The sequence below is a fragment of the Delftia tsuruhatensis NBRC 16741 genome, assembly GCF_001571325.1.
Classification (GTDB): domain Bacteria; phylum Pseudomonadota; class Gammaproteobacteria; order Burkholderiales; family Burkholderiaceae_C; genus Comamonas; species Comamonas tsuruhatensis.
In genome coordinates this window covers 34372-57994 of sequence record NZ_BCTO01000023.1, presented here as the reverse complement: position 1 = coordinate 57994, position 23623 = coordinate 34372, and the positions used below count along the sequence as shown (strand labels likewise).

Annotated in this window: 22 protein-coding genes; 16 read left to right on the top strand and 6 right to left on the bottom strand. The window is 69.4% G+C overall.

The features are described from left to right. Nucleotides 1-8 precede the first annotated feature (8 nt). The 7 genes from DTS01S_RS11745 (at nucleotide 9) to DTS01S_RS11715 (ending at nucleotide 7035) form a co-directional block, all read left to right on the top strand. Nucleotides 9-1046 carry an ABC transporter permease gene (locus DTS01S_RS11745; protein WP_016449899.1) on the top strand — a complete coding sequence of 346 codons (1038 nt, stop codon included), beginning with the start codon at nucleotides 9-11 and terminating at the stop codon, nucleotides 1044-1046. Between the two features lie 24 nt (nucleotides 1047-1070). Continuing rightward, nucleotides 1071-2018: a sugar phosphate isomerase/epimerase family protein gene (locus DTS01S_RS11740; RefSeq protein WP_016452425.1), complete on the top strand. Its 948-nt coding sequence runs from the start codon at nucleotides 1071-1073 to the stop codon at nucleotides 2016-2018. After that, nucleotides 2015-2836 (top strand): TIM barrel protein, encoded by an 822-nt coding sequence (locus DTS01S_RS11735; protein ID WP_017404560.1) that lies wholly within the window; start codon nucleotides 2015-2017, stop codon nucleotides 2834-2836. Before DTS01S_RS11740 ends, DTS01S_RS11735 begins: the two co-directional genes overlap by 4 nt. Before the next feature lie 14 nt (nucleotides 2837-2850). Further along, nucleotides 2851-3864 (top strand): Gfo/Idh/MocA family oxidoreductase, encoded by a 1014-nt coding sequence (locus DTS01S_RS11730; protein WP_026062169.1) that lies wholly within the window; start codon nucleotides 2851-2853, stop codon nucleotides 3862-3864. A gap of 24 nt (nucleotides 3865-3888) precedes the next feature. Continuing rightward, the gene (locus DTS01S_RS11725) at nucleotides 3889-4821 is read left to right on the top strand and encodes a TIM barrel protein (RefSeq protein WP_017404562.1); all 933 of its coding nucleotides are present in this window, start codon (nucleotides 3889-3891) and stop codon (nucleotides 4819-4821) included. Between the two features lie 39 nt (nucleotides 4822-4860). After that, nucleotides 4861-6033 (top strand): Gfo/Idh/MocA family protein, encoded by a 1173-nt coding sequence (locus DTS01S_RS11720; RefSeq protein ID WP_017404563.1) that lies wholly within the window; start codon nucleotides 4861-4863, stop codon nucleotides 6031-6033. Between the two features lie 120 nt (nucleotides 6034-6153). Further along, nucleotides 6154-7035 carry a MurR/RpiR family transcriptional regulator gene (locus tag DTS01S_RS11715; protein ID WP_016452430.1) on the top strand — a complete coding sequence of 294 codons (882 nt, stop codon included), beginning with the start codon at nucleotides 6154-6156 and terminating at the stop codon, nucleotides 7033-7035. An 83-nt stretch (nucleotides 7036-7118) separates the two neighbouring features. On the opposite strand, the gene DTS01S_RS11710 is transcribed toward DTS01S_RS11715, so the two are convergent. After that, nucleotides 7119-8447, bottom strand: a complete 1329-nt coding sequence (locus DTS01S_RS11710; protein WP_016449906.1) for a dicarboxylate/amino acid:cation symporter — start codon at nucleotides 8445-8447, stop codon at nucleotides 7119-7121. A gap of 223 nt (nucleotides 8448-8670) precedes the next feature. Between DTS01S_RS11710 and DTS01S_RS11705 the strand changes: the two genes are divergently transcribed. Then, entirely contained in the window at nucleotides 8671-11322 is a 2652-nt protein-coding gene (locus tag DTS01S_RS11705; RefSeq protein ID WP_061287759.1) for a hybrid sensor histidine kinase/response regulator, read from the top strand. A gap of 26 nt (nucleotides 11323-11348) precedes the next feature. Here DTS01S_RS11705 and DTS01S_RS11700 read toward each other — a convergent pair whose 3' ends face one another. Further along, nucleotides 11349-11987 (bottom strand): LuxR C-terminal-related transcriptional regulator, encoded by a 639-nt coding sequence (locus tag DTS01S_RS11700; RefSeq protein WP_016449908.1) that lies wholly within the window; start codon nucleotides 11985-11987, stop codon nucleotides 11349-11351. A gap of 528 nt (nucleotides 11988-12515) precedes the next feature. Here DTS01S_RS11700 and DTS01S_RS11695 point away from each other — a divergent pair. Continuing rightward, on the top strand, nucleotides 12516-13544 hold the full coding sequence (locus DTS01S_RS11695; protein WP_016449909.1) for a porin: 1029 nt from the start codon (nucleotides 12516-12518) through the stop codon (nucleotides 13542-13544). Nucleotides 13545-13780: 236 nt separating this feature from the next. Beyond that, on the top strand, nucleotides 13781-13945 hold the full coding sequence (locus tag DTS01S_RS30870) for a hypothetical protein (protein ID WP_016449910.1): 165 nt from the start codon (nucleotides 13781-13783) through the stop codon (nucleotides 13943-13945). Nucleotides 13946-14004: 59 nt separating this feature from the next. Here the strand turns inward: DTS01S_RS30870 and DTS01S_RS11690 are convergent, their stop codons facing one another. The 4 genes from DTS01S_RS11690 to DTS01S_RS11675 all read right to left on the bottom strand — a co-directional run bounded on the left by DTS01S_RS11690 (nucleotide 14005) and on the right by DTS01S_RS11675 (nucleotide 17152). After that, a complete protein-coding gene (locus DTS01S_RS11690; RefSeq protein WP_017404567.1) occupies nucleotides 14005-14757 on the bottom strand; it encodes a hypothetical protein in 753 nt (250 codons plus the stop codon). Next, nucleotides 14754-15746, bottom strand: coding sequence for an MlaD family protein (locus DTS01S_RS11685; RefSeq protein ID WP_012204766.1), 993 nt, complete (start codon nucleotides 15744-15746; stop codon nucleotides 14754-14756). Before DTS01S_RS11685 ends, DTS01S_RS11690 begins: the two co-directional genes overlap by 4 nt. Before the next feature lie 65 nt (nucleotides 15747-15811). Continuing rightward, a complete protein-coding gene (locus tag DTS01S_RS11680) occupies nucleotides 15812-16615 on the bottom strand; it encodes an MlaE family ABC transporter permease (protein ID WP_012204765.1) in 804 nt (267 codons plus the stop codon). A gap of 72 nt (nucleotides 16616-16687) precedes the next feature. Then, on the bottom strand, nucleotides 16688-17152 hold the full coding sequence (locus DTS01S_RS11675; protein ID WP_017404568.1) for a Cd(II)/Pb(II)-responsive transcriptional regulator: 465 nt from the start codon (nucleotides 17150-17152) through the stop codon (nucleotides 16688-16690). A 39-nt stretch (nucleotides 17153-17191) separates the two neighbouring features. Between DTS01S_RS11675 and DTS01S_RS11670 the strand changes: the two genes are divergently transcribed. The 6 genes from DTS01S_RS11670 (at nucleotide 17192) to DTS01S_RS11645 (ending at nucleotide 23605) form a co-directional block, all read left to right on the top strand. Continuing rightward, a complete protein-coding gene (locus DTS01S_RS11670; RefSeq protein ID WP_061287758.1) occupies nucleotides 17192-19396 on the top strand; it encodes a heavy metal translocating P-type ATPase in 2205 nt (734 codons plus the stop codon). Further along, entirely contained in the window at nucleotides 19393-19779 is a 387-nt protein-coding gene (locus DTS01S_RS11665) for a DUF3703 domain-containing protein (protein WP_016449914.1), read from the top strand. Before DTS01S_RS11670 ends, DTS01S_RS11665 begins: the two co-directional genes overlap by 4 nt. 48 nt (nucleotides 19780-19827) lie before the next feature. Beyond that, nucleotides 19828-20286 (top strand): hypothetical protein, encoded by a 459-nt coding sequence (locus DTS01S_RS11660; protein ID WP_017404570.1) that lies wholly within the window; start codon nucleotides 19828-19830, stop codon nucleotides 20284-20286. 121 nt (nucleotides 20287-20407) lie between these two features. Next, nucleotides 20408-20776, top strand: a complete 369-nt coding sequence (locus DTS01S_RS11655) for a hypothetical protein (RefSeq protein WP_017404571.1) — start codon at nucleotides 20408-20410, stop codon at nucleotides 20774-20776. Then, entirely contained in the window at nucleotides 20773-22221 is a 1449-nt protein-coding gene (locus DTS01S_RS11650; RefSeq protein WP_017404572.1) for a TolC family protein, read from the top strand. The genes DTS01S_RS11655 and DTS01S_RS11650 overlap by 4 nt, the downstream gene beginning before the upstream one ends. A gap of 1 nt (nucleotide 22222) precedes the next feature. Next, entirely contained in the window at nucleotides 22223-23605 is a 1383-nt protein-coding gene (locus tag DTS01S_RS11645) for a multicopper oxidase family protein (protein WP_016452435.1), read from the top strand. The last annotated feature ends 18 nt before the right edge of the window (nucleotides 23606-23623 follow it).

Genomic DNA, 23623 nt, shown 5'->3' with positions numbered 1-23623 from the left:
CAGGCAAGATGAGCAATACCCCATCGATTTCGCAGGCCCCCTCCCCGCCCGGCCCGGGCACCGGCCCGCTGCACCGGGCCAGGCGGCCGCCGGAACTGAGCATCTTTCTGGTGCTGCTGGGCATTGCACTGTTCTTCGAGGCGGCCGGCTGGCTCACCGTGGGCCAGAGCTTTTTGCTCAACGCCGAGCGGCTGCAGATCATCGTGCTGCAGATGGCGGTGATCGGCATCATCGCCGTGGGCGTCAACCTCGTCATCATCACCGGCGGCATCGACCTGTCGTCGGGCTCGGTGGTGGCCGCCACCGCCGTGGTGTCCGCCAGCCTGGCACAGGTGTCCGACTTTCCGCGTGCCGTGTTCCCGCAGCTGACCGACCTGCCCGTGGTCTGGCCGGTGGCGGCCGGCATGTGCGTGGGCCTGATGGTCGGCCTGCTCAACGGCTCGCTGATCGCCTTCACGGGCATTCCGCCCTTCATCGCCACGCTGGGCACCATGGTGGCCGCACGCGGCTTTGCCAAGTGGTTCACCAACGGCACGCCCGTCTCCATGCTGACCGACGACTTCGCAGCGATCGGCTCCGGCGCCCATCCGGTGATCATCTTTCTGGTGCTCGCCGCCGTCTTCCACGTGGTGCTGCGCCATACGCGCTTCGGCAAATTCACCTATGCCATCGGCTCCAACCGCCAGGCAGCCGTGGTTTCGGGCATCAACGTGCAGCGGCATCTGGTCTGGGTCTACATGATTGCCGGCCTGCTCGGCGGCATCGCCGGCACGGTGACGGCGGCGCGGGCCATCTCGGGCCAGTCGGGCATGGGTGTCATGTACGAGCTCGATGCGATTGCCGCCGTGGTGATCGGCGGCACCTCGCTGGCCGGCGGCATGGGCCGCATCACCGGCACGGTGATCGGCGTGCTGATCCTGGGCGTCATGACCTCGGGCTTCACCTTCATCCGCATCGACGCCTACTACCAGGAGATGGTCAAGGGCGCCATCATCGTCGCGGCCGTGGTCGCCGACCAGTACCGCAACAAGAAGGCGCGGCGCTGACGGCGCGCCCTGCAGGCAGACACCATGAAAATCGCCCTCGATCCCTACATGATCCGGCACGAGCCGCTGGACCGGCTGCCGCAGGCCGTGGCCGAACTGGGCTATGCGCACATCGAGCTGTCGCCGCGCAGCGATTTCCTGGACTGGTGGGTGATGCCGCGCGCCACCAAGGAGCGCATGGCCGCATTCCGCCAGGCCATGCGCGCCAGCGGCGTGGCACTGGCATCGCTGCAGCCCATGTACCGCTGGGCCAGCCCGTTCGAGGACGAACGGCAATGGGCGATGCGCTGCTGGAAGAAGGCCATCGAGGTGGCCATCGAGATGGAGTGCGCGCTGATGGTCTCGGAGTTCGGCCGTGGAGCCTCGCCCGAGCGCTCGGTGAACGGTCCTGCCGGCGCGAATCCGAAGGAGATGTGCGAGGCCGCCTGGTTCCGCTCCATGGACGAGCTGCTGCCCATCCTGGAGCGCGAAGGCATCACGCTGTCCGTGGAGCCGCATCCGGAGGACTGGATAGAGCAGCTGCGGCCGGCCATGGACATCGTGAGGAACATGGGCTCGAAGGCGCTGCGGCTGTCCTATATCGCCCCGCACACCTTCCACTACGGCGGCGACATGGCCGCCATGCTGCGCGAAGCCGCGCCGCTGCTGGCCCATGTACGCGTGGCCGACACCTTCGACCACAGGAAGAGCAGCCAGCTGCGCTACATCGTCAACCCGCCGGGCTCGCACCACATCCGCGTGCACCAGCACCTGGACATGGGCCAGGGCGAGATCGACTGGGACCTGTTCTTCGGCACGCTGGGCAGCGCCGGCTTCGACGGCGTTCTGTCGTCCTGCGTGTTCGCCTGGGAAGAGCGTGCGGCCGAATCCAGCCGCTTCATGCGCCAGCAGATACAGCAACAGCTGGAAAGGCATTTCCCGGACCGCTTTGCGCCCCTGACCACCGCTTCCCACCCGAGTCCCGGCCCATGACGAATCCCATCCATTTCGCCATCAACCGCATCAGCGCCTCTCGCATGCCGTTTGCCGGCTACCTGGCCATGTGCCGGCGCCTGGGCGTGTCGGCCATCGAGATCCGCAACGACCTGTCCCATGCCGAGACCTGCGACGGCACGGCGCCCGCCGCCATCCAGGCCGCGGCGCGGCAGGCCGGCATCACCATCGTGTCCATCAACGCGCTGTATCCCTTCGACGTTTTCGACGCCGGCCTGGAGCGCAAGGCGCGCGCGATGGCGGCGTATGCGCGTGACTGCGGCGCCCGGGCCCTGGTCATGTGCCCGTTGAACGACAGGGCCGACCCGCGCACGCCCGGCCAGCGGCGGCGCGACCTGGTGCATGCCCTCAGGCAGCTGCGCCCCCTCCTCGATGGCCATGGCGTGCAGGGACTGGTCGAGCCCCTGGGCTTTGCCGAGTGCGCGCTGCGCCGCAAGTCCGATGCCGTCGAGGCGATCTACGGCGCAGCCTGCGAACGCCACTTCAGGCTGGTGCACGACAGCTTCCACCACTACCTGGCCGGCGAAGACATCTTCTTTCCCGACCTGACCGGGCTGGTGCATGTCTCGGGCGTCGAGGACCACCGGCTCGAAGACGGCCAGATGCGCGACGGCCACCGCGTGCTGGTCGGCGAAGGAGACCGCCTGGGCAACATCGCCCAATTGCGAGAACTGCTCGATCGCGGCTATGGCGGCCCGGTCTCGTTCGAGCCGTTCGCGGCCCGGATCACGGACGCGGACAGCAACGAAGCCCTGCTGCGCCAGAGCATGGAATTCATCCGCCATTCATTGCTTTGAAAGAAGGGAACCATATGACGCTGCAGATCGGAGCAATAGGCTGCGGAGCCATCGGACAAGACCACATCCGCAGGATCTCCCGGGTGATGTCGGGCGCCCGGGTAGTGGCGGTGACAGACATCGATGCGCAGCAGGCGCGGGACGTGGTGGCCAGACATGATCCGGCCATCGAGATCATGGACAGCGGCCGGGCACTGATCGCCGCGCCACAGGTGCAGGCGGTGCTGGTCACCTCCTGGGGTCCCTCGCACGAGGAACTGGTGCTGGAGGCCATCGCCCACGGCAAGCCCGTGTTCTGTGAAAAGCCGCTGGCGGTGACCGCCGCAGGCTGCATGCGCATCGTGCAAGCGGAGGTGGCGCAGGGCCGGCGCCTGGTGCAGGTCGGCTTCATGCGCCCCTACGACGCGGGCTACCGTGCGCTGCGCCATGTCATCGCCGCCGGCGAGATTGGCGCGCCCCTGATGGTGCACTGCGCGCACCGCAATCCCACGGTGGCCGGGGGCTACACCACCAGCATGGCCATCACCGACACGCTGATCCACGAGCTCGATGTCCTGCGCTGGCTGCTGGACGACGACTACGCCAGCGCCCAGGTGGTGTTCCCCAGGAAGACGCGCCACGCACTGCCGCATCTGAACGATCCGCAGATCATCCTGCTGGAGACCGTGGGCGGTGTGCGCATCGACGTGGAGGTATTCGTCAACTGCCGGTACGGCTACGACATCCAGTGCGAAGTGGTGGGCGAGACGGGCATCGCGCGCCTGCCTGAGCCTGCGGCCGTGCCCATGAAGCGCGCGGCCAGCAGCTGCACGCCCCTGCTGACCGACTGGAAGCAGCGCTTCATCGCCGCCTACGACGCGGAGCTGCAGGCCTTCATCGACGGCGTGCGCGACCGGCAACTGACAGGTCCCTCGGCCTGGGACGGCTACGCCGCCGCAGTGGCTGCCGATGCCTGCCTGCTGGCGCAGTCCTCCGGCGCGATAGAGCGCATGGCGAGCGCAGCGCGCCCGGCGTTCTACCAGCCCTGAGCCGCTGACGCCATGACTGCGACCATGACAGCGACCCTGACCATTGGCTGCGCGCCCTGCTGCTGGGGCGTGGACAACGTGGACAACCCGCACCTGCCGCCCTGGCGCCAGGTGCTGGACGAGGCCTGCGAGGCGGGCTTTCGGGGCATGGAACTCGGCCCCTGCGGCTACATCCCGCTCGAGGCGGCCCTGGTACGCACGGAATTCACGCAGCGGCGCCTGTGCATCACCGCCGGCACGATCTTCGACGATCTCGTCTCGCCGGCCCGGCTGCCGCAGCTGCTGCGCCAGACTCGCGAGATCTGCGGACTCATCAGCCAGCTTCCCAGGCCGGCCGCTGCAGCCGGGCAACGCTACCCGGCGCCCTATCTCGTGGTGATGGACTGGGGCCACCCCGAGCGCGACTTCGAGGCCGGGCACCCGGACCGCGCCCCGCGCCTGTCCGATGCACGCTGGGCCGCCATGGTCGATCACATACGCCAGATAGCGCACCTTGCCTGGAGCGGCTTCGGCGTGCGCGCGGTGATCCATCCGCATGCGGGCGGCTACATCGAATTTGCCGACGAGATCGACCGCATCGCCGCCGACGTGCCGGCGCAGGCCGCCGGACTGTGCCTGGATACCGGCCACCTGCACTACAGCGGCATGGACCCGGCAAGCTGGCTGCGCCGGCATGCGGCACGGCTGGAATACGTGCATTTCAAGGACATAGACGCCCAGGTGTACGGGCAGGTGATGGGCGAGCGCATTGCGTTCTTCGACGCCTGCGCCCGGGGCGTGATGTGCCCCATCGGCCAAGGCGTGCTCGACTATCCGGCCATAGGCGCCACGCTACGGGAGATCGGCTATGCAGGCTGCATCACGGTGGAGCAGGAGCGCGACCCGCGCAATGCGGGTGCCAGCCTGCCCGACGTGGCCGCCAGCCGCGCCTTCCTGGCCCGCACAGGTTTTTGCTGAAGACGCTTTTGCTGAAGACGCAACACAAAGGTGGACACCATGATCGACGGAACCCTTCTGCCCGGCCGCCCGATTGCCTGGGGCATGGTCGGCGGCGGACACAACAGCCAGATCGGCCATGTGCACCGGTCGGCGGCGCTGCGCGACCACAATTTCCGGCTCGTGGCCGGGGCGTTCGACATCGATGCCGCGCGCGGGCGCCGGTTCGGCGAACAACTGGGCGTGGACGTGCAGCGCTGCTACGCCGACTACCGGGCGATGTTCGAGGCCGAGGCCGGCCGCCCGGACGGCATTCGCGCGGTATCCATCGCCACGCCCAACAACACCCATTTCGAGATCTGCAAGGCCGCCCTGCTCTCAGGCCTGCACGTGGTCTGCGAGAAACCGCTGTGCTTCACCACGGCCGAGGCCAAGGAGCTGCTGGAGCTGTCCCTTGCCAGGAACCGCATGGTCGGCGTGGCCTACGGCTATGCCGGCCACCCGCTCATCGCCCAGGCGCGCGAGATGATCGCGCGGGGCGAGCTGGGCGACATCCGCATCGTGCAGATGCAGTTCTCGCACGGCTTTCACAGCGAGGCGGTGGAGCAGTCCAGCCCCGCCGCGCGCTGGCGCATGGACCCGGCCTTTGCCGGCCCCAGCTATGTGCTGGGCGACATTGGCACGCATCCGCTGTACCTTTCCCAGGTGATGCTGCCGGGGCTGAAGATCGAGCGGCTGATGTGCAGCCGGCAGAGCTTCGTCAGCAGCCGCGCCCCGCTGGAGGACAACGCCTTCACCCTCATGCAGTACCAGGGCGGCGCCATGGGCTACCTGTGGGCCTGCGCGGTCAACAGCGGCTCCATGCATGGGCACAAGCTGCGCGTCATCGGCGCCAGGGCCAGCCTCGAATGGTGGGACGAACACCCCAACCAGCTGCGCCACGAAGTCCAGGGCCAGCCGGCGCAGGTGCTCGATCGCGGCATGGGCTATCTGCACCCCGCCGCGCTGCAGGAAGACCGCATCAGCGCAGGCCATGCGGAAGGCCTGTTCGAAGCATGGTCCAACCTCTACCACCGCTTCGCGCTGGCCATGGAGGCCACGGACAGGCGCGATCGCGAGGCGCTGCAAACCATCCTCCATCCGGACATCCACGCTGGCATCGAGGGCGTGCGCTGGGTGGAGAACTGCGTGCGCTCGGCCGATGCCGGCGGGATCTGGGTGGACTACTGCTAGGGAATGCCATGCCCCGCCTGGGCTGCCAGCGGCCCGGGACCCGGGGATCGCCATGGCATCATGGCCCATCCAGAAATCAGTCGATCCCTTGCCCCGGGATCGCCCACCGGCCCGCCTGCGATGAGCCCTTCCCCGCCGCCCCCCGCATCCGTGGACCGACTCCTGCAGCAGATTGCCCAGGAATACGATGGCCTGAGCCGGCAGCTCAAGGCCATTGCCCGCCACATCGAGGTCCACCGCGACCAGCTCGGCCTGCAAGGCATACAGTCCCTTGCCGCGCAATGTGGTGTGCAGCCCTCGGCCGTCGTACGGTTTGCCAAGCATTTCGGGCTCTCGGGTTTTTCCGAGATGCAGCGCCTGTTCCGCGAAGGCCTTGCCGAGCAGATCGCGCCGGGCCGCGCCTATGAACTGCGCGTGCGCGACATGGTCGAGGCCGGCCCCGCCGCCCTGGAGCCCGTGCAGATTGCCGACGAATTCCTCAAAGGCGGCATGGCCGGCATGCAGCAGCTGCGCCAGAACCTGGACGGTCAGGCATTCGACCGGGCGGTGGAGTTGCTGGCCGGCACGCAGGCGATCTGGATCGCCGGCTCGCGCCGCTCGTTTCCCGTGGCCGTGTATCTGGAATATGCGCTGCAACACACCGACAAGCGCATAGGCCTGTTCAGCGCGCTGGGCAGCATGCAGCAGGGGCAGATCCGGTCGGTGCGCAGCGGCGACGTGATGATCGCCATTTCCTTCATGCCCTATGCGGACGAAACCGTGCAGGTGGCGCAGTGGGCCAGGCAGCGCAGCGCCCACCTGATCGCCATGACCGACAGCCGCATGAGCCCCATTGCGCGCGAGGCCGAGGCGGCCCTGATCGTGCAGGACAGCGCCACCTTCGGCTTTCGCGCGCTGACGGCGGCCATGGGGCTGGCGCAAAGCCTTTTCGTGGCCCTGGCCTACCGGCTGGAGCTGTCGCTGCGCTCGTCCGCCGCGCCCGGCAGCTTGGCAGGCGAGTAGACAAAGCAAAGCGCCACCCTGGGGTGGCGCAGCGGTGGGGCAGGCAGGGGCCGTTGCCGGCCCTTGCCCTGGCCAGGGCGTTCTCAGGCCTTGGCCACGGCGGCCTCGGCAGGCAGGGCCTGCACGGGCTCTCCGTCCAGGGCGGCGTTGAGCTTGCTGTAGTCCAGCTCGTTTTCCCAGCGCGAGACCACCACGGTGGCCACGGCGTTGCCCATGAAGTTCGTCAGCGAGCGGCACTCGCTCATGAAGCGGTCCACGCCCAGGATCAGGGCCATGCCGGCCACGGGCACCTCGGGCACCACGGCCAGCGTGGCGGCCAGCGTGATGAAGCCCGCGCCGGTCACGCCGGCAGCTCCCTTGGAGCTGAGCATGGCCACCAGCAGCAGCGCGATCTCGTGGCCCAGGGTCAGGTGGGTGTTGGTGGCCTGGGCGATGAACAGCGCGGCCAGCGTCATGTAGATGTTGGTGCCGTCCAGGTTGAAGGAGTAGCCCGTGGGAACGACCAGGCCCACGACGGACTTGCCGCAGCCGGCGCGCTCCATCTTCTGCATCAGCGAAGGCAGGGCCGATTCCGAGGACGAGGTGCCCAGCACCAGCAGCAGCTCGGCCTTCAGGTAGCGTGCCAGCTTGAGCACCGAGAAGCCGCACAGCCGCGCCACGAAGCCCAGCACCACGACCACGAAGAGCAGCGAGGTGATGTAGAACGAGCCCACCAGCCAGGCCAGGTTGACCAGCGAACCCAGGCCGAACTTGCCGATGGTGAAGGCGATGGCGCCGAAGGCGCCCAGCGGCGCAGCCTTCATCAGGATGCCGACCAGCTTGAACACGGGGGCCGTCAGCGCCTCCAGGAAGTTGAGCACGGGCTTGCCGGCGTCGCCGACCATGGCCAGCGAGATGCCGAACAGCACGGCCACGAACAGCACCTGCAGGATGTTGTCGCCCACGAAGGGGCTGACCAGCGTCTTGGGGATGATGTCCATGGCAAAGCCGGTGAGCGTCAGCTCATGCGACTTGGCCACATAGCCCTTGACGGCGGCCTGGTCCAGGTCGGCCGGGTTGATGTTCATGCCCGCGCCAGGCTGCACCACGTGCGCCACCACCATGCCGACCACCAGGGCCAGCGTGGAGAAGAACAGGAAGTAGGCCATGGCCTTGAGGAACACCCGGCCCACCGTGCGCAGGTGCGTCATGCCCGCAATGCCGGTGACGATGGTCAGGAAGATCACCGGCGCGATGATCATCTTCACCAGCTTGATGAAGGCGTCGCCCAGCGGCTTGAACTGCTCGGCGTACTGGGGCTCGAAGTGGCCGAGCAGCACGCCCGCCACGATGGCGACCACCACCTGGAAATACAGCTGGCGGTAGAAGGGCAGCCGCTCGGGGCTGGCGGCGTGGGTGGGGACGGCATGCATGGTGCGGCTCCGGCAGGATTTCTGTGGGGTTGACGCACCACCGAGGTGCGGCAAGTTGCGGGAAGGTGCAGGTTGTACCGCTGGCATCCTCCGGCGCCGATAACCTATTGGTATTAGGCGCAGGCGCTCTCCCAGGGAGAATGGACGCAGAATCAGGGTAATCCCCAACCCCTTCCCGTCCCTGGAAGGCACCAAGCTGGCGCCCAATCGGGCCCAGACCACCATGCCCCAACCCGTTCGACGCCCTTCACGCCGCTCCTTCTGGACCCTGCTGCTGCTATTCGGCGGCATGCTCGCCTGCATGCTGCTGGCCGGGGAGCTGGTCTACCACCGCGCCCTGCGCGGCGAGGCCGAAAGCGTGCAGCGCCAGCTCAGCCTCTACGCCCAGGCCCTGGGCCAGCGCATAGACCGCTACCGAACCCTGCCCGAGGTGCTGGCGCTGGATGCGCAGCTGCGTGCCGCCCTCACCCACCCGCTGTCTCCCGCCGAGGTCGATGCCCTCAACCGCAAGCTGGAGCAGGCCAACGGCGCCAGCCAATCGTCCACGCTGACCCTGATCGACCGCCACGGCACGGCCCTGGCCGCCAGCAACTGGCGCGAGACGCGCAGCAACGTGGGCGTGGACTACAGCTTCAGGCCCTATGTGCAGCAGGCGCTGTCGCGCGGCAGCGGGCGCTTCTACGGCATCGGCCTGACCACGGGCCTGCCGGGCTACTTCCTGTCGCAGGCCATCCTGGACGAGCACAACGCCGTCGCGGGCCTGGTGGTGATCAAGATCGCGCTGCTGGAGCTGGAGCGCGAATGGCTGCAGACGCCTGACGTGGTCATGGCCTCGGACGAGCACGGCGTGGTCTTCCTGGCCAGCCAGCCCGACTGGCGCTACCGCCTGCTGTCACCCCTGAGCCCCGCCGACGAGGCGGACCTGGCCGCCACGCGCCAGTACATCGACCAGGAACTGCACCCCATGCGCTACCGGGTGCGCCAGGGCCTGGAGCAAGGCAGCCGCCTGGTGCAGATGCAGGAACCCGCCCTGCCCGGCACCACGCTGTGGCAGACCCTGCCCCTGCCCGGCAGCGACTGGCAGTTGCACCTGCTGCATGACACGCAGGCCAGCACCGTGGCCAGCCGCTGGGCGGCGGCGGCCGCTGCGGGCGGCTGGCTGGCCCTGGGCATGCTGGTGCTGTTCGTGCGCCAGCGCAGGCGGCTGGCCGCGCTGCGCCTGCGCAGCCGCCTGGAGCTGGAGACCGTGCTGCGCCAGCATGCCCAGGAGCTGCGCACGGCCCAGGACGGCATCGTCCAGGCCGCGCGCCAGGCCGACACGGGACTGAGCCGCAGCCTGGAGCACCTGCCCCAGGGCGTGGTGGTGATCGATGCCGACCTCAACCTGGTGGCCTGGAACTCGCGCTACGTGGAGCTGTTCCGCTTTCCCTCCGAACTGCTGCGCACGGGCCAGCCCATAGAGAACCTGTTTCGGTACAACGCCCGGCGCGGCCTGCTGGGGCCCGGCCCCATCGAAGAGGCCATCCACCGGCGGCTGCAGCATCTGCGCAGCGGCAGCCCGCACCTGCGCGAAAGCACCAAGGACGACGGCACGGTGCTGGAGATCCGCGGCAACCCGCTGCCCGACGGCGGCTTCGTCACCAGCTATGCCGACATCACCAGCTACAAGAACGCCGCGCGCGAGCTGCGCTCGCTGGCCGATGCGCTGGAGCAGCGCATTGCCGAGCGCACGCGCGACCTGGCCGAGGCCAAGCGCGAGGCCGAGCAGGCCAACCGCTACAAGACCCGTTTCGTGGCCGCTGCGGTGCACGACCTGCTGCAGCCTCTGAACGCCGCGCGCATGTTCAGCTCCCTGCTGCGCAGCCATCTGCATGACGAGGCGGGCCGCCACGTGGCCGACAGCATCGACGGCGCCCTGGCCGCGCAGGACGCCATCCTGGGCAGCCTGCTGGACATCTCGCGCATGGAATCGGGCCAGCTGGAGGTGCGCGTGCGCGACTTCGCGCTGGGCCCGCTGCTGCAGGTCATGCGCCACAACTTCGGCATCCTGGCCGAAAGCCGGGGCCTGCGCCTGAGCGCGGTGGACACGCGCTGCGTCGTGCGCAGCGACGAGGCCCTGCTGCGCCGAATCCTGCAGAACTTCCTGTCCAACGCCATACGCTACACGCGCCAGGGCCGCATCGTCATCGGCTGCCGGCGCCAGGGCCAGCAGTTGCGCATCGAGGTGCACGACCAGGGACCGGGCATTCCCGAGAGCCTGCAGCACGAGATCTTCGAGGAATTCCGCCGCCTGGACGAGGGCCATGGCGACGACCGTGGTGCCGGGCTGGGCCTGGCCATCGTCGAGCGCCTGGGCCGGCTGCTGGGCCATGAGATCGGCCTGCGCTCGCAACTGGGCCGGGGCAGCGTGTTCTGGGTCTGCGTGCCGCTGGGCGACCCGGGCGCCGTGCCGCAGATCGCCGCAAGCGCGCAGACCGGCGACCCGGACCAGGATGCACCGCTGCAGGGCATGAACGCCTGGTATGTGGAGGACGATCCCCAGTCCTGCACCGCCATGCGCGCCCTGCTGCAGCGCTGGGGCTGCAGCGTGCCGCTGGCCGGCGGCCCGGCCGAGGCGCTGGCGCTGGCCGCGCCCGGCGAGGCACCGCAACTGGTGCTGCTCGATGTGCGCCTGGGCCAGTTGCACGGCCCCGATGTCTACGCGCAGCTGTGCCAGCGCTGGGGCCAGTCGCCGCCCGTGATCCTGGTCACGGCCGAGCGCGACGGCATGCTGCGCCGCCAGGCGGCCGAGCGCGGCTGGGGCTTTCTGGCCAAGCCCGTGCGCCCGCCCGCGCTGCGCGCGCTCATGAGCCAGATGCTGCTGCGCCACCGGTAGGGGCACGGCACGCCGCGGCATGGAGTTCAGGCCGTGCCGTCGTTCTCCAGGCTCTTGACCAGCACGGCAGCCTGCGTGCGGCTGTAGCACTCCAGCTTCTTGAGAATGGCCGTCACATGCACCTTGACGGTGTTCTCGGCCAGCCCCAGTTCATGGGCGATCTGTTTGTTGAGCAGGCCGTCGGCCAGGCACAGCAGCACGCGGAACTGCTGGGGCGTGAGCTGGGCCAGCCGCGCGGCCAGCGCGGCGTCGGCCTCGGAGCGCTCGGCGGCCATGGGCGGGAACCAGCTGCCGCCGTCCAGCACTTCCTGCAGGGCCGTGCCTATGGCCTCGGCCGGCGCCGATTTCGGAATGAAGCCCGCGGCACCGAACTGCTGGGCACGGCGGATCACGCGCGGATGGTCGTTGGATGAGATCACCACCACCGGAATGTCGGGGTACTCGCCGCGCACATGCAGCAGCGCGGAGAAGCCGCGCGCGCCCGGCATGGCCAGGTCCAGCAGCACCAGTTCGATCTCGGGGTGCTGCTGCAGCGCCGCCCCCAGGGTCGCAGCGCTTGCGGCCTCCAGCACGGCGAACTGCGGCAGGGCCTCGCGCAACACATGGATCACCGCAGCGCGGAACAGCGGGTGGTCATCGGCAACGAGCAGGGTGGATTCGGACATGGGCGCGAGTCTGACACGTCTGCAAACACATGCCCGGCTCATGGACCCCCGTGGAGGCCGGTGGCCGGGTTGCAGGCTGGCACGCCGTTTGCAATCAGTTGCAGCCACAGGCCTGGCAACAGGCGGAAATCTTCCTCCAACCGACGAACAAGGAGCCCTGAATTGACCTTTGAGCCCTCTTGCAAGGACCTGCTGCACAGGCCTGGTGCCCCGGCCCCAACCCAGTGCACGGCAGCGTTCAAGCCGCGAGAGTGCAAAACACAAATTAAGTTTCGTCATAACTGTGTCAAAGACACCACTTTCTGGCCGGTGCAATGGCTGGGATGCGTTGTAATACGCGGCTTAGCCAGTCTGGACTGCCTCGCGCGCGCACCGCAAAGGCACGCCGACACCGGCCGGACCCTGATGCGAAAACGCCACTGTCCCAGGTTTGCCACATAGCCCGCCCAGGGCGTTTGCCTCATCGTCTGCCCCGGTCACAGCACTGGCCAACCGTTTCCACTATCCAACAATGAAAGACTCCTCAACATGAAACGTTCCTTCATCGCACTGGCCGCTGCACTGGCCTGCGCCGGCGCAGCACACGCCCAAAGCTCGGTCCAGCTGACAGGCCTGGTGGACGCCTATGCCGGCTCCATGCGCATGGCTGGCGACGCCAGCGGCAAGGGCGTCGTGGGTTCGGGCGGCATGACCACCTCCTGGTGGGGCATGAAGGGCCAGGAAGACCTGGGCGGCGGCCTGAAGGTCGATTTCCAGCTGACGGCCTTCATGCGCGTGGACACCGGCAGCCCCGGCCGCTTCGACGGCGACCCGTACTTCTCGCGCGATGCCAACGTCGGCCTGTCCGGCGGCTTCGGCACGGTGCGCCTGGGCCGCGGCATGGCGCCCAACTTCCTGCCCACCATCCTGACCAACCCCTTCGGCGACTCCTTCACCATCTCCCCGCTGGTGCTGCACGCCAACGTGGGCACGGCAGCCTGGGGCTCGGCCAACCTGACCACGCCGTCGGACACCGGCTGGAGCAACCAGATCGTCTACAGCACGCCCAAGTTCGGCGGCCTGCAGGCCAACGTCCACTACCAGTTCGGTGAAAAGGGCGGCGACTCCGGCAAGAAGAACATCGGCGTGAACGCCATGTACTTCGGCGGCCCGCTGAGCCTGGTGGCCTTCTACGAGCGCGCCCAGATCAGCAACCCCGTGAGCCTGGCCGTCATGCCCACCAAGACCGACTGGATGCTGGGCGGCACCTACAACTTCGAAGTGGCCAAGCTGTACGCGACCTATGGCCAGGCCAAGGTCAAGGACCTGGACCGCAAGAACAGCACCTACTCGCTGGGCCTGGACGTGCCCGTGAGCAGCGCCGGCACCATCAAGGCCGCCCTGGCCCGCACCAAGGCCGAGATCGGCGCCGTGGACTCCACGCGCACCACGGCCAGCCTGGGCTACGACCACTACCTGTCCAAGCGCACCGATGTGTACACCGTGCTGATGCACGACCGCATCACGGACCTGAAGTCGGGCACCAGCCTGATCGCGGGTATCCGCCACCGTTTCTAAGGCGACGCCTGGCCTGCCAGCACGGGCCGGGGACTTACGTCCCGAACTTTCAGCGAGGCCCTGCCTCGCTTTTTTTTCGGCCTTCTGAAGATCGATAGGGAATTTCTCCCACCGCTTTTTTCACGAACGTCAAGAGAGAAAGCGATTGTCCGACAGCCACGCTGCGCAATCCGGTGTGCAATGGAGTCCAGGCCCAGCCCCATGCTCTGCCTGCGCTGCCAGACAGGAGGTGCACCATGCGCAGACCCAGCCCCTTCGGACGTCATCCCTTCATTGCCTTCACCGCCACGGTATTGCTTGCCGTCGCCGCCAGCGTTGCCACCTTGTGGCTGGACAGCGCCGCCCCGGCCGCAGACACCTTGCTGCAAAAAGACCCGGGCGCCCTGCTGTCGTCGATGTAGGCCCTGCAAGCGCCTGCAAATGCCTGCTCAGCGCCATCCCTTTCGGACTGGCGCTGTTTTCATTTGCCGGCCGATGTGCCGGTTGATGTACCTGCCGATGCGCCCCCACCGCTGGCCGTCTTCTCCAGCAGCGCCAGCCTGCGCCTGACGGCCTGGGCCTTGTCCACCTCGCCCGCCTGATCATGGGCCCTGGCCTGCAGCAGCAGCCAGGCCATCACCGCCCGGCGCCAGCCCTGGGCCGAGGCGGTCTCGGCACCCAGCTCCAGTAACTGCGGCTGTGCCGCCCCCGCCCGCAAGGCCGCGCCGGCCGCCACCAGCCGGGGCAGCGGCTCCTTGATGGCGCCCACGGCAGCCAGCGCCGAGGCAGGCACACCCAGCAACGCCTGCGCCACGGGGCGCTGTAGTTCCGGCAATAGCGCAATGTCTTCGGGCCGGGGCCTGCCTTGCAAATAGCGCGCATAGGCGGCCTCGGCTGGCGCCGCGTCAAGCGCCAGCGCCTGGTAGCCGGGGCAGTCGTCCCATTCGAGACTGGCCACCTGGGCCGCGCAGCGCATCAGCTCCAGACGCGCGGCCAGGTCGGTGCGGCCCGTGGCGGCCACTTCGGCGCGGGCCTTGTCCCATTCCAGGGCCTGCACGCGCTGGCGGCCTTCCAGGTAGGCGGTGGATGCGCGCTGGGACGCAGATTCGGCATTCAGCGCCCAGTCCGGTGCGGGCGGGCGGCTGCTGCAGCCGGCCAGCACCACGGTCAGCACGGCGCCGGCATGGCGCGCCAGGAGGGTTGCGGCAGAAAGTTTCTTGGCGGCAGCACTCATGGCAGCTTCAACTCCGGTTGATGGGCAAACGGCCACTTGCGCTGCAGGTCGGCCAGCACGCCTTCGAGGCGGCGCAGGTTGCCCTCCACCTCGGCGCGCAGGGCGCCCAGGTCGGCCGTGGCCTCGCGCGCATTGGAGCCCACGGCCTGGGCCTCGGCCAGCACGGCGTCCACCTTGCCCAGCGTGCGGCGCGTATCGGCCAGCAGGCCGTTGAGCTGCACCACGGTGGAACGCACCTCGGGCATGACGCCGCCGGCGTCGAACACCTGGCTGTCGGCCCGCGCCACCATGCGCTCCATGCGGGCCAGCGTGGCATTGGCGCGGTCCAGCAGGGCCGTGACCTTGCGCGCCTCCTGCTCGCTGCCCATGACCACGCCCAGCACGCCGCCCGGCCCCTGGGCCCGGCCGGCCAGGCCGCGCAGCTCGGTCAGCGACCCGCCCAGGGCCGAATCCGGCGCGGTGAGCTGGGCGATGTTGCCCAGCACTTCCTTGGCCGTGGACATGATCTGCGGCAGCTCGGCCGTGGCATCGCCGCGCAGCACGGGGCGCACGGCCTCGTCGGGCAGCGGCGGATCGCTGAGGATGCCGCTGTAGGCCTTGATGGTGGTGCCACCCACCAGCCCCTTGACCAGGGTGAAGACGCTGGACTCGCGCAGCCAGTGCGCGTCCTTGCGCGGCACGTCGATGAGGATGCGCACATTGCCGTCCTCGGCCAGCTCGATGCGGCGCACGCGCCCGATCGGAAAGCCCGAGAAGGTCATGTCCATGCCCACGCTCACGCCCTCGGAGTCGTCGGCCGTGAGCACCAGGCGCTGCGTGGCGTCGAACACGCCGCGCGAGTACAGCAGGTACAGGGCCGATCCAAGAATCAGCACCAGCGTGAACAGCAGCAGGCCCGCCGCCTTGGCGCGCAGGTGCGCCACGGGCTTGAGGGCCTCGATTTCCTCGCCGTCCCAGGGGTCTGGCGGCGGGCGCCGCGTATCGGTCATGGCATTCCTTGTTCTGGCACGGGCCTTGCCGTGCATGTGGGGTTCGTGGAGTTCAGCGGGCGTGCTCAGTAGTAGTTGCCCATGAGCGAGATCACCTCGATCACCAGCAGCACGGCAAACATGCGCGCAAAGCCGCCCAGCGCCGCGCCGCCAAGCCGGTGGCGCCGCAGCGGCGCATACAGGCCCGAAGCCATGGGCATGATGGCCACGGTGAGGCTGAAGAACCAGGTCTTGAGCACGAAGACCAGGGTCACGGCCGGCGTGAAGATCTGGCCGAAGATGCGCGTGTAGCCGGGCAGGCCCGCCAGCGTGAAGCCATAGACGCTCAGGTAGACGGTGACCAGGGCCACCACGCAGCTGAGCACGGCCAGCGTGACCGAGGCAAACACGCCACCGGCGGCGCGCGGCACCAGGGCCATGCGCAGCGGATCGGAGCCGCGCTCCTGCCAGGCCTGGAGCTGGCCCCGCGCGCGCAGCTGCGCAATCAGCGTGCCGTTGGGAATGGTGCAGCGCATGGCCACGAACAGTGCGGCCGTCAGCGGGATCAGCTCGATCACCAGCACGCGCACCACCATCTCCAGCGCATAGCGCGACAGCCCATAGCTCAGCGCCGTGACGATGACGATGCGCGTGATCACCGCGCACAACAGCGCCGCCAGCGCCGTGAAACCCAGCAGGATGGGCCCGGTCTGCACATAGATCTGGTGCGCCATGGCACGCCGCGCGCCGCGCCGGTAGCTGGAAGGGGACATGGCCAGCACCAGCAACACGGCGCCCAGGTAGACGCTGCGCCACCAGGCCAGCGCATGGTCGCGCAGCGCCGCCCAGATGCGGTCGGGAAGGGACAGGGCTGCGTGGCTGAGGCTCATCGGTCGATGATAGCGAGCCGTACCGGGACGGTCCGTCGGACGCCGGCGCAAGACAGGCAGCCGCGGACGGCGCTACACATGGCGCTTGGCGCCGGTGCTGCCCAGGGCAGGCGCCAGCGGCTCGTCGGCCTGGGCGTGCAGGGCCTCGATCAGATGGCAGTAGCTGGCCGACCCGTCGCACTGGCTGCGCAGCTGCATCAGCTCATGCTCCAGCGCGCGCAGCTCGGCCAGGCGCTCGCGCACATGGCCCAGGTGCGCATCCAGGGTTTCGTTGGCGGCCACGCAGTCGGCCTTGCTGGCGCCGTCCAGCGCCAGCAGGGTGCGCACCTCGTCCAGCGACATGTCCATGGCGCGGCACAGGCGGATGAAGCGCAGCCGGTGCACATCGCTGTCGCTGTACAGCCGGTACTGGTTGTCCTCGCGCGCGCCTGCACTGAGCAGCCTTTCCTTCTCGTAGTAGCGGATGTTGGCGGCGGCCACGCCGGAACGCTTGGCCGCCTCGCCGATGCGCCAGCGCGCAGATTCATGCTGTGACATGCTTGACCTTGAAGTGACTTCACCGTTTCCAATGCTCGCATGAACTCCAATCGCCTGCCAAGCCCTCAGGGCAACGAGGCCCTGAAAGCCTTCCCAGCCCATTCCACGCCCGCCTCGACTTCGCCGTCTTCCGCCTGCGGCACCGATTGCTGCGCGCCCTTCACCATCACCCAGCCCACGCCGGCCCGCAAGAAGGCCCATGGCCACTCGCATGCGCATGGCGAGGGCCACGATCACGCCCATGGCCACGATCACGACCACAATCACGACGAGAGCGATCCCCATGCCGGCCATGACCACAGCGTGCTGCCCGGCTGGCCGCGCATCACGGCCGCGCTGATTGCAGCCGTGCTGGCCGAAGCCGCCCACTGGCTCAGCGGCTCCCAGGGCGGCGTGCCGGCCCTGCAATACGGCGGCATGGCCGTGGCCGTGCTGGCCATTGCCCTGTCGGGGCTGGGCGTCTACAAGGCCGGCATCCGCGACGTGCTGCGCCTGAAGCTGGGCATCCATGCGCTGATGGCCATTGCCGTCACGGGAGCCTTCGCCATCGGCCAGTGGCCCGAGGCCGCCATGGTCATGGCCCTGTACGCCGCGGCAGAGCGCATCGAGGACCAGGCCATGGACCGCGCGCGCAATGCCATCCGCAGCCTGCTGCAGATGGCGCCCGAGACGGCCGACGTGCTCCAGCCCGACGGCAGCGTTCAGCGCGTGGCGGCCGCCGACGTGGCGCTGGAAGCCACCGTGCGCGTGGCCCCCGGCGCGCGCGTGCCGCTGGACGGCGTGGTCCTGCGAGGCCAAAGCTCGGTCAACCAGGCGCCCATCACCGGAGAAAGCGCCCTGGCCGACAAGGCCCCGGGCGACGAGCTCTATGCCGGCAGCATCAACCAGGATGGCGAGCTGCAGATGCGCGTCACCTCGGCGGCCAATGACAGCCTGATTGCGCGCATAGTCCACGCCGTGGAGCAAGCCCAGGCCTCCAAGGCGCCCACCCAGCGCTTTGTCGATCGCTTTGCCGCCGTCTACACGCCCATCGTGCTGGTGCTGGCCATTGCGCTGGCGGTGCTGGCGCCGCTGGTCATGGGCTGGAGCTGGCATGACGCGGCCTACCAGGCCCTGGCCCTGCTGGTCATCTCCTGCCCCTGCGCCCTGGTGCTGTCCACCCCCGTCACGGTGGTCAGCGCGCTGACGGCGGCTGCACGCCGCGGCCTGCTGATCAAGGGAGGCCAGGCGCTGGAATCGGCGCGCAAGCTGCGCGCCATTGCCCTGGACAAGACCGGCACGCTGACCACGGGCAGCCCGAAGCTGGTCGAATGGAAGTCCTGGAGCGAAGAGGATGCAGCCCGGGACACCGCCCCTGGCCCCGCCCTGCCCGCCGCGCGCGCCCTGGCCCTGGCCGGCCGCTCGGACCACCCGGTCTCGCGCGCCATTGCTTCCGGCCTCCAGGCTGATGCCGCCGTGGCCGCCGATGCCGCGCGGGCCTCGGTCAGCAAGCTGCTGGCCCTGCCCGGCCGTGGCGTGCGGGCCGAGATCGACGGCCAGCTCTGGACCCTGGCCAACCTGCGCTGGGTGCAGGAGCAAGGCTGGGACAGCGCCGCGCTGCGCGCCGGCTTGGCCATGCACGAAGCCCAGGGCCGCACCGTGACCCTGCTGGCCGACAGCAGCGTCGTGCGGGCCCTGTTCGCCGTGGCCGACCCGCTGCGGCCCCAGGCCCGCGAGGCCGTGGCACGCCTGCAGGCCCTGGGCGTGCAGCCCGTGGTGCTCAGCGGCGACAACACGGCCACCGTGCGCTCCATCGCTGCCGAAGCCGGCATCCAGGACGCGCGCGGCGGCCTGCTGCCGCAGGACAAGCTCGACGCACTGGCCGAGCTGCAACGCACACGAGGCCCCACCGCCATGACGGGCGACGGCATCAACGACGCGCCGGCCCTGGCCCAGGCCGACATCGGCTTTGCCATGGGCGGCATGCACAGCACGGGCATGGCCATGGAAACCGCCGACGTGGTGCTGATGAACGACGACCTGCGCCGCCTGCCCGAGGTGGTGGAGCTGTCACGCAGCGCCCACGCCGTGCTCTGGCAGAACATCGCCCTGTCGTTGGGCGTCAAGCTGGTGTTCTTCGCGCTGGCCCTGGCCGGCAACGCCAGCATGTGGCTGGCTGTGCTCGCCGACATGGGCGTGAGCCTGCTGGTGGTCGGCAACGGCCTGCGGCTGCGCCGCTGGGGCAGCGACAGGGAGGCGGCATGACCGACGCCCAGCGCCGTGCCGCCTTCACCCACCTGCTGCACAGCTTCCGTTCAAGCCAGGACCAGGCGCCCGCACAGCGCTGGCTGCTGCTGGAGGCCAGCCATGTGCTGGGCCAGCAGCTGCTGGGCCTGCACTGGCGATCCCACTGCTGGATGCTGCGCCACGCGCTGCAGCTGCGCGACGGCAGGGAGGTCGCCGGCCAGCTGCTGCGCCTGGCCCTGGTGCCCGCAGGCCATCTGCTGGACCGGCTGCCGCGCGGCAACACCGGCCGCACCACGGTGCCGGCCACCCTGCCCATGGACATGCCACCCGCCATATCGGCGCTGATCGCCGAGGCACTGCGCACCACGCGCCGCCCGCCCGGGCAGAGGGCCCGCACCTGAGGAACTTCGTGGCACCGTCCGGTATCATCCATGCCTATGCGTCGCCCCTTGTCCATTGTCCTGGTCTTGCTGCTGGTCCTGCGTGGCCTGCTGGGCGATGCCATGGCCATGGGGGCGGCTCCGGTGATGGGCGTCCCGGCTCCGGCCGTCGCATTGGCGTCGGACTCCGCACTCCACCACCATGCGCCGGAGATAGCGCAGACGCCGGACAGCCATGAACGGCATCCGGCACACGCCACGGAGCAGCCCTCTCACCCCTCGCATACGTCGCACGCCGAGCACAGTGCAGACTGCTCCCCCCAGGCCGGCAGCCCTGCGGGCGGCGGCTGCGGCGAGCATGAACACGGCCCCAGCTGTACCCTGTGCGGCATCTGCCATTCGGCCCTTTTCACCCCTGGCCAGATCGGTTCGGACGGCGCTGCGCCGTCCGCCGCACTGCGCCCCCAAGGCAGCACGCGCTTTGCCAGCGCGGCCAAGCTGCAGGCCATCAAGCCACCCATTTCCTGAAGCCTGACGCCCGAAGTGCGTCCGCGCCCACCCTGCCGCCCGCCCATGGGCAGCCCGTTCTCGGGCATGGCAGGGCGCTTGGCTGCGGATGCGTCACCCGTTACGCCTTCAGGAGATCACCATGCGCCGAGCGCATTTTCTCGCCCCCCTCATCCCCCTCATCCATTTCGGGCTGGCGGCCCTTGCCGCATCCAGCCCTGCTGCCTGGGCCCAAGCCCATGACGGCAGCCTCCCCCCGGCCTCTTCCTCCGCTGGCCTGACCGGCGCCATCGATCCGGCAGCCGCCAGCCTGCCCCTGCGCCATGCGGCCCTGCCGCCCAGCGGCGCCGTGGAAACCGAGCTGACCGACTGGCGCCAGGCCAACGCTGCCGTGGCCGAGTTTCCCAACGGCCATATGGACATCCTGCGCTGGGAGGCGGCCCAGGCCGGCCGATCCACGCCTGCGCCGTCCCCGCACGGCTCTCACATGCAGCACGGAGGCCGGCCATGAAGCGCACCGTCTTCGCCCCCACCCGGCTGGTCGGCGCCATGGCTGCCGTGCTGGCCCTGGCCGGCTGCGCCAGCATCTCACCCGACGGCCTGCGCGGCGCGGTCCAGTCCCATACCGCCAGCCGCCTGCCGGACGGCGCCCAACTGCCACCAACCGATCTGCAGGCCCGCGACGCGGCGCAGCAGCGCATCGACGAGTGGCTGCGCCAGCCGCTGGACATGGACCAGTCCGTGCGCATCGCACTGCTCAACAATCCCGGCCTGCAGGCGCGCCTGGCGCAACTGGGCGTGCAGGATGCAGACCGCGTGCAGGCCCTGACGCTGCCCAACCCCACGCTGACCCTGGGCCGCATGGTCAACAGCGACGAGCGCGAGATCGAGCGCCAGCTGAGCTTCGGCCTGGTCAGCCTGATCACCCTGCCCTGGCGCAGTCGCTGGCAGGGCATGCAGATGGAACAGGCCACGCTGACCGCCGCGCAGGACGTGCTGCGGCTGGCCGCCGACACGCGCCGCGCCTGGCTGCGCGCCGTGGCCGCACGCCAGCAGCTGGCGTCCAGCGAGCGCATGCACGAGGCGGCCGAGGCCGGTGCCGAGCTGGCGCGGCGCATGGCCCGCGTGGGCAACTTCAGCCGGCTGCAGCAGGCGCGCGAGCTCAGCATCCAGCAGGACACCGCAGCCCAGCTGGCGCGTGCGCGCCTGGCCGCCACGGCCGAGCATGAGCAACTGGCCCGCCTGATGGGCCTGTGGGGACGGCGCCTCGATTTCAAGCTGCCCGACCAGTTGCCCGCCATCCCGCAGGCCGCCACGCAGTTGCGCGCCGGGGACGATGCCGAGGCCACCGCGCTGCGCGAGCGCCTGGACCTGCGCGCCCTGCGCCGCGACCTGGACCATCTGGGCGAGCGCCGGGGCTGGGCGCGCGCCGGCGCCATCTTCGGCGACATCGGCCTGGGCTACAGCCGCAACACCGCCACGGACCGGGCCACTGGCCACAGTGATGTGACACGCGGCTGGGAGATCGACCTGCCCCTGCCGCTGTTCGACTGGGGCGGCGCTGCCAGCGGCCGCGCGCGCGCCGAGCTGCAGCGCAGCGCGGCCCAGCTGCAGCAAGGCGCTATCCAGGCTCGCGCCGAGGCGCGCAGCAGCTGGATGCGCTACCGCACGGCCTGGGACCTGGCCCACCAGCAGCAGGCCGAGGTGCTGCCGCTGCGCCGCTTCATCCAGGACGAAACCATGCTTCGCTACAACGGCATGTTCGTCAGCGTCTGGCAATTGCTGGCCGAGGCCCGCAGCAGCGCCCAGGCCGTGGCCACCGCCACCGATGCGCAGCGCGACTTCTGGCTGGCAGAGACCGACCTGCAGCTGGCACTGACCGGCACGTCGCCGGGAGCCATCCAGGCTGCCGCCAGCGCTGCCGCGCCCACCCCCACCAACGAAGCGAGCCACTGACATGAACCGCCGCAATTTCTTCACCGGCGCCGCCGTGGCCGCCGTCTCCAGTGCCGCCGTCAGCCGCGTGGCCCTGGCCGCCCTGCCCGAGGCAGCGACCCAGTCCTCGGCCGAGACCGCCGCCCCGCTGGCCCCGCCCAACGGCCGCCCCTACCGCCCCGTGGTCACGCTCAACGGCTGGACCACCCCCTGGCGCATGAACGCAGGCGTCAAGGAATTCCACCTGGTGGCCGAGCCCGTGGTGCGCGAGGTGGCACCGGGCTTCTTCGTCAACATGTGGGGCTACAACGGCCAGAGCCCGGGACCGACCATCGAGGTGGTGGAAGGCGACCAGGTCCGCATCTTCGTGACCAACCGCCTGCCCGAGCACACCACCGTGCACTGGCACGGCCAGCGCCTGCCCAACGGCATGGACGGCGTGGGCGGCCTGACCCAGCCGCACATCCCGCCCGGCAAGACCTTTGTCTACGAGTTCACGGCGCGCCGTCCCGGCACCTTCATGTACCACCCGCATGCCGACGAGATGGTGCAGATGGCCATGGGAATGATGGGCCTGTGGATCACGCACCCGAAGGCGGCGCACCCGCAGATCGCCGAGGTCCAGCGCGACTACGCCTTCCTGCTGTCGGCCTACGACGTGGAGCCCGGCTCCATGACCCCACGCGTGGCCGAGATGACGGACTTCAACATCTGGACCTTCAACAGCCGGGTGTTCCCCGCCATCAGCCCCGTCGTCGCCCGGCGCGGCGACCGCGTGCGCCTGCGCGTGGGCAACCTGACCATGACCAACCACCCCATCCACGTGCATGGCCACGAGTTCGAGGTCACGGGCACGGACGGCGGCCCCGTGCCCCGGTCCGCACGCTGGCCCGAGGTGACCACGGACGTGGCCGTAGGCCAGATGCGGCAGGTGGAGTTCATCGCCGACGAGCTGGGCGACTGGGCCCTGCACTGCCACAAGAGCCACCACACCATGGGCGCCATGGGCCACGACACGCCGACCATGATCGGCGTGGACCACCGGGGCCTGGTCGGCAAGATCCAGAAGATCGTGCCCGACTACATGGTCATGGGCGAGCGCGGCATGGGCGACATGGCCGCCATGGAGATGCCCCTGCCCGACAACACCTTCCCGATGATGACCGGCACGGGCCCCTTCGGCCCCCTCGAGATGGGCGGCATGTTCACCACCCTCAAGGTGCGCGAGCAGCTGGGCGCCAACGACTACGGCGACCCGGGCTGGTTCAACCACCCCAAGGGCCGCGTGGCCTATGAATGGAAGGGGCCGGCGGCCGAGGCCTCCGCACCGCGCCAGACCACGCCCGGCCAGTCCCCCGGCGCACCCAGCGTGCGCAAGCCCGGTGCGGGCCATGAGCACCACTGATGCCATCCAAGGAGCACC

Coding starts and splice junctions, on each gene's coding strand:
- DTS01S_RS11740 (WP_016452425.1), top strand. CDS start 1,071: ATGAAAATCGCCCTCGATCCCTACATGATCCGGCACGAGCCGCTGGAC.
- DTS01S_RS11725 (WP_017404562.1), top strand. CDS start 3,889: ATGACAGCGACCCTGACCATTGGCTGCGCGCCCTGCTGCTGGGGCGTG.
- DTS01S_RS11680 (WP_012204765.1), bottom strand. CDS start 16,615: ATGAGCCTCAGCCACGCAGCCCTGTCCCTTCCCGACCGCATCTGGGCG.
- DTS01S_RS11710 (WP_016449906.1), bottom strand. CDS start 8,447: ATGCATGCCGTCCCCACCCACGCCGCCAGCCCCGAGCGGCTGCCCTTC.
- DTS01S_RS11745 (WP_016449899.1), top strand. CDS start 9: ATGAGCAATACCCCATCGATTTCGCAGGCCCCCTCCCCGCCCGGCCCG.
- DTS01S_RS11670 (WP_061287758.1), top strand. CDS start 17,192: ATGAACTCCAATCGCCTGCCAAGCCCTCAGGGCAACGAGGCCCTGAAA.
- DTS01S_RS30870 (WP_016449910.1), top strand. CDS start 13,781: ATGCGCAGACCCAGCCCCTTCGGACGTCATCCCTTCATTGCCTTCACC.
- DTS01S_RS11675 (WP_017404568.1), bottom strand. CDS start 17,152: ATGTCACAGCATGAATCTGCGCGCTGGCGCATCGGCGAGGCGGCCAAG.
- DTS01S_RS11650 (WP_017404572.1), top strand. CDS start 20,773: ATGAAGCGCACCGTCTTCGCCCCCACCCGGCTGGTCGGCGCCATGGCT.
- DTS01S_RS11720 (WP_017404563.1), top strand. CDS start 4,861: ATGATCGACGGAACCCTTCTGCCCGGCCGCCCGATTGCCTGGGGCATG.
- DTS01S_RS11705 (WP_061287759.1), top strand. CDS start 8,671: ATGCCCCAACCCGTTCGACGCCCTTCACGCCGCTCCTTCTGGACCCTG.
- DTS01S_RS11695 (WP_016449909.1), top strand. CDS start 12,516: ATGAAACGTTCCTTCATCGCACTGGCCGCTGCACTGGCCTGCGCCGGC.
- DTS01S_RS11645 (WP_016452435.1), top strand. CDS start 22,223: ATGAACCGCCGCAATTTCTTCACCGGCGCCGCCGTGGCCGCCGTCTCC.
- DTS01S_RS11730 (WP_026062169.1), top strand. CDS start 2,851: ATGACGCTGCAGATCGGAGCAATAGGCTGCGGAGCCATCGGACAAGAC.
- DTS01S_RS11665 (WP_016449914.1), top strand. CDS start 19,393: ATGACCGACGCCCAGCGCCGTGCCGCCTTCACCCACCTGCTGCACAGC.
- DTS01S_RS11735 (WP_017404560.1), top strand. CDS start 2,015: ATGACGAATCCCATCCATTTCGCCATCAACCGCATCAGCGCCTCTCGC.
- DTS01S_RS11715 (WP_016452430.1), top strand. CDS start 6,154: ATGAGCCCTTCCCCGCCGCCCCCCGCATCCGTGGACCGACTCCTGCAG.
- DTS01S_RS11690 (WP_017404567.1), bottom strand. CDS start 14,757: ATGAGTGCTGCCGCCAAGAAACTTTCTGCCGCAACCCTCCTGGCGCGC.
- DTS01S_RS11685 (WP_012204766.1), bottom strand. CDS start 15,746: ATGACCGATACGCGGCGCCCGCCGCCAGACCCCTGGGACGGCGAGGAA.
- DTS01S_RS11700 (WP_016449908.1), bottom strand. CDS start 11,987: ATGTCCGAATCCACCCTGCTCGTTGCCGATGACCACCCGCTGTTCCGC.
- DTS01S_RS11655 (WP_017404571.1), top strand. CDS start 20,408: ATGCGCCGAGCGCATTTTCTCGCCCCCCTCATCCCCCTCATCCATTTC.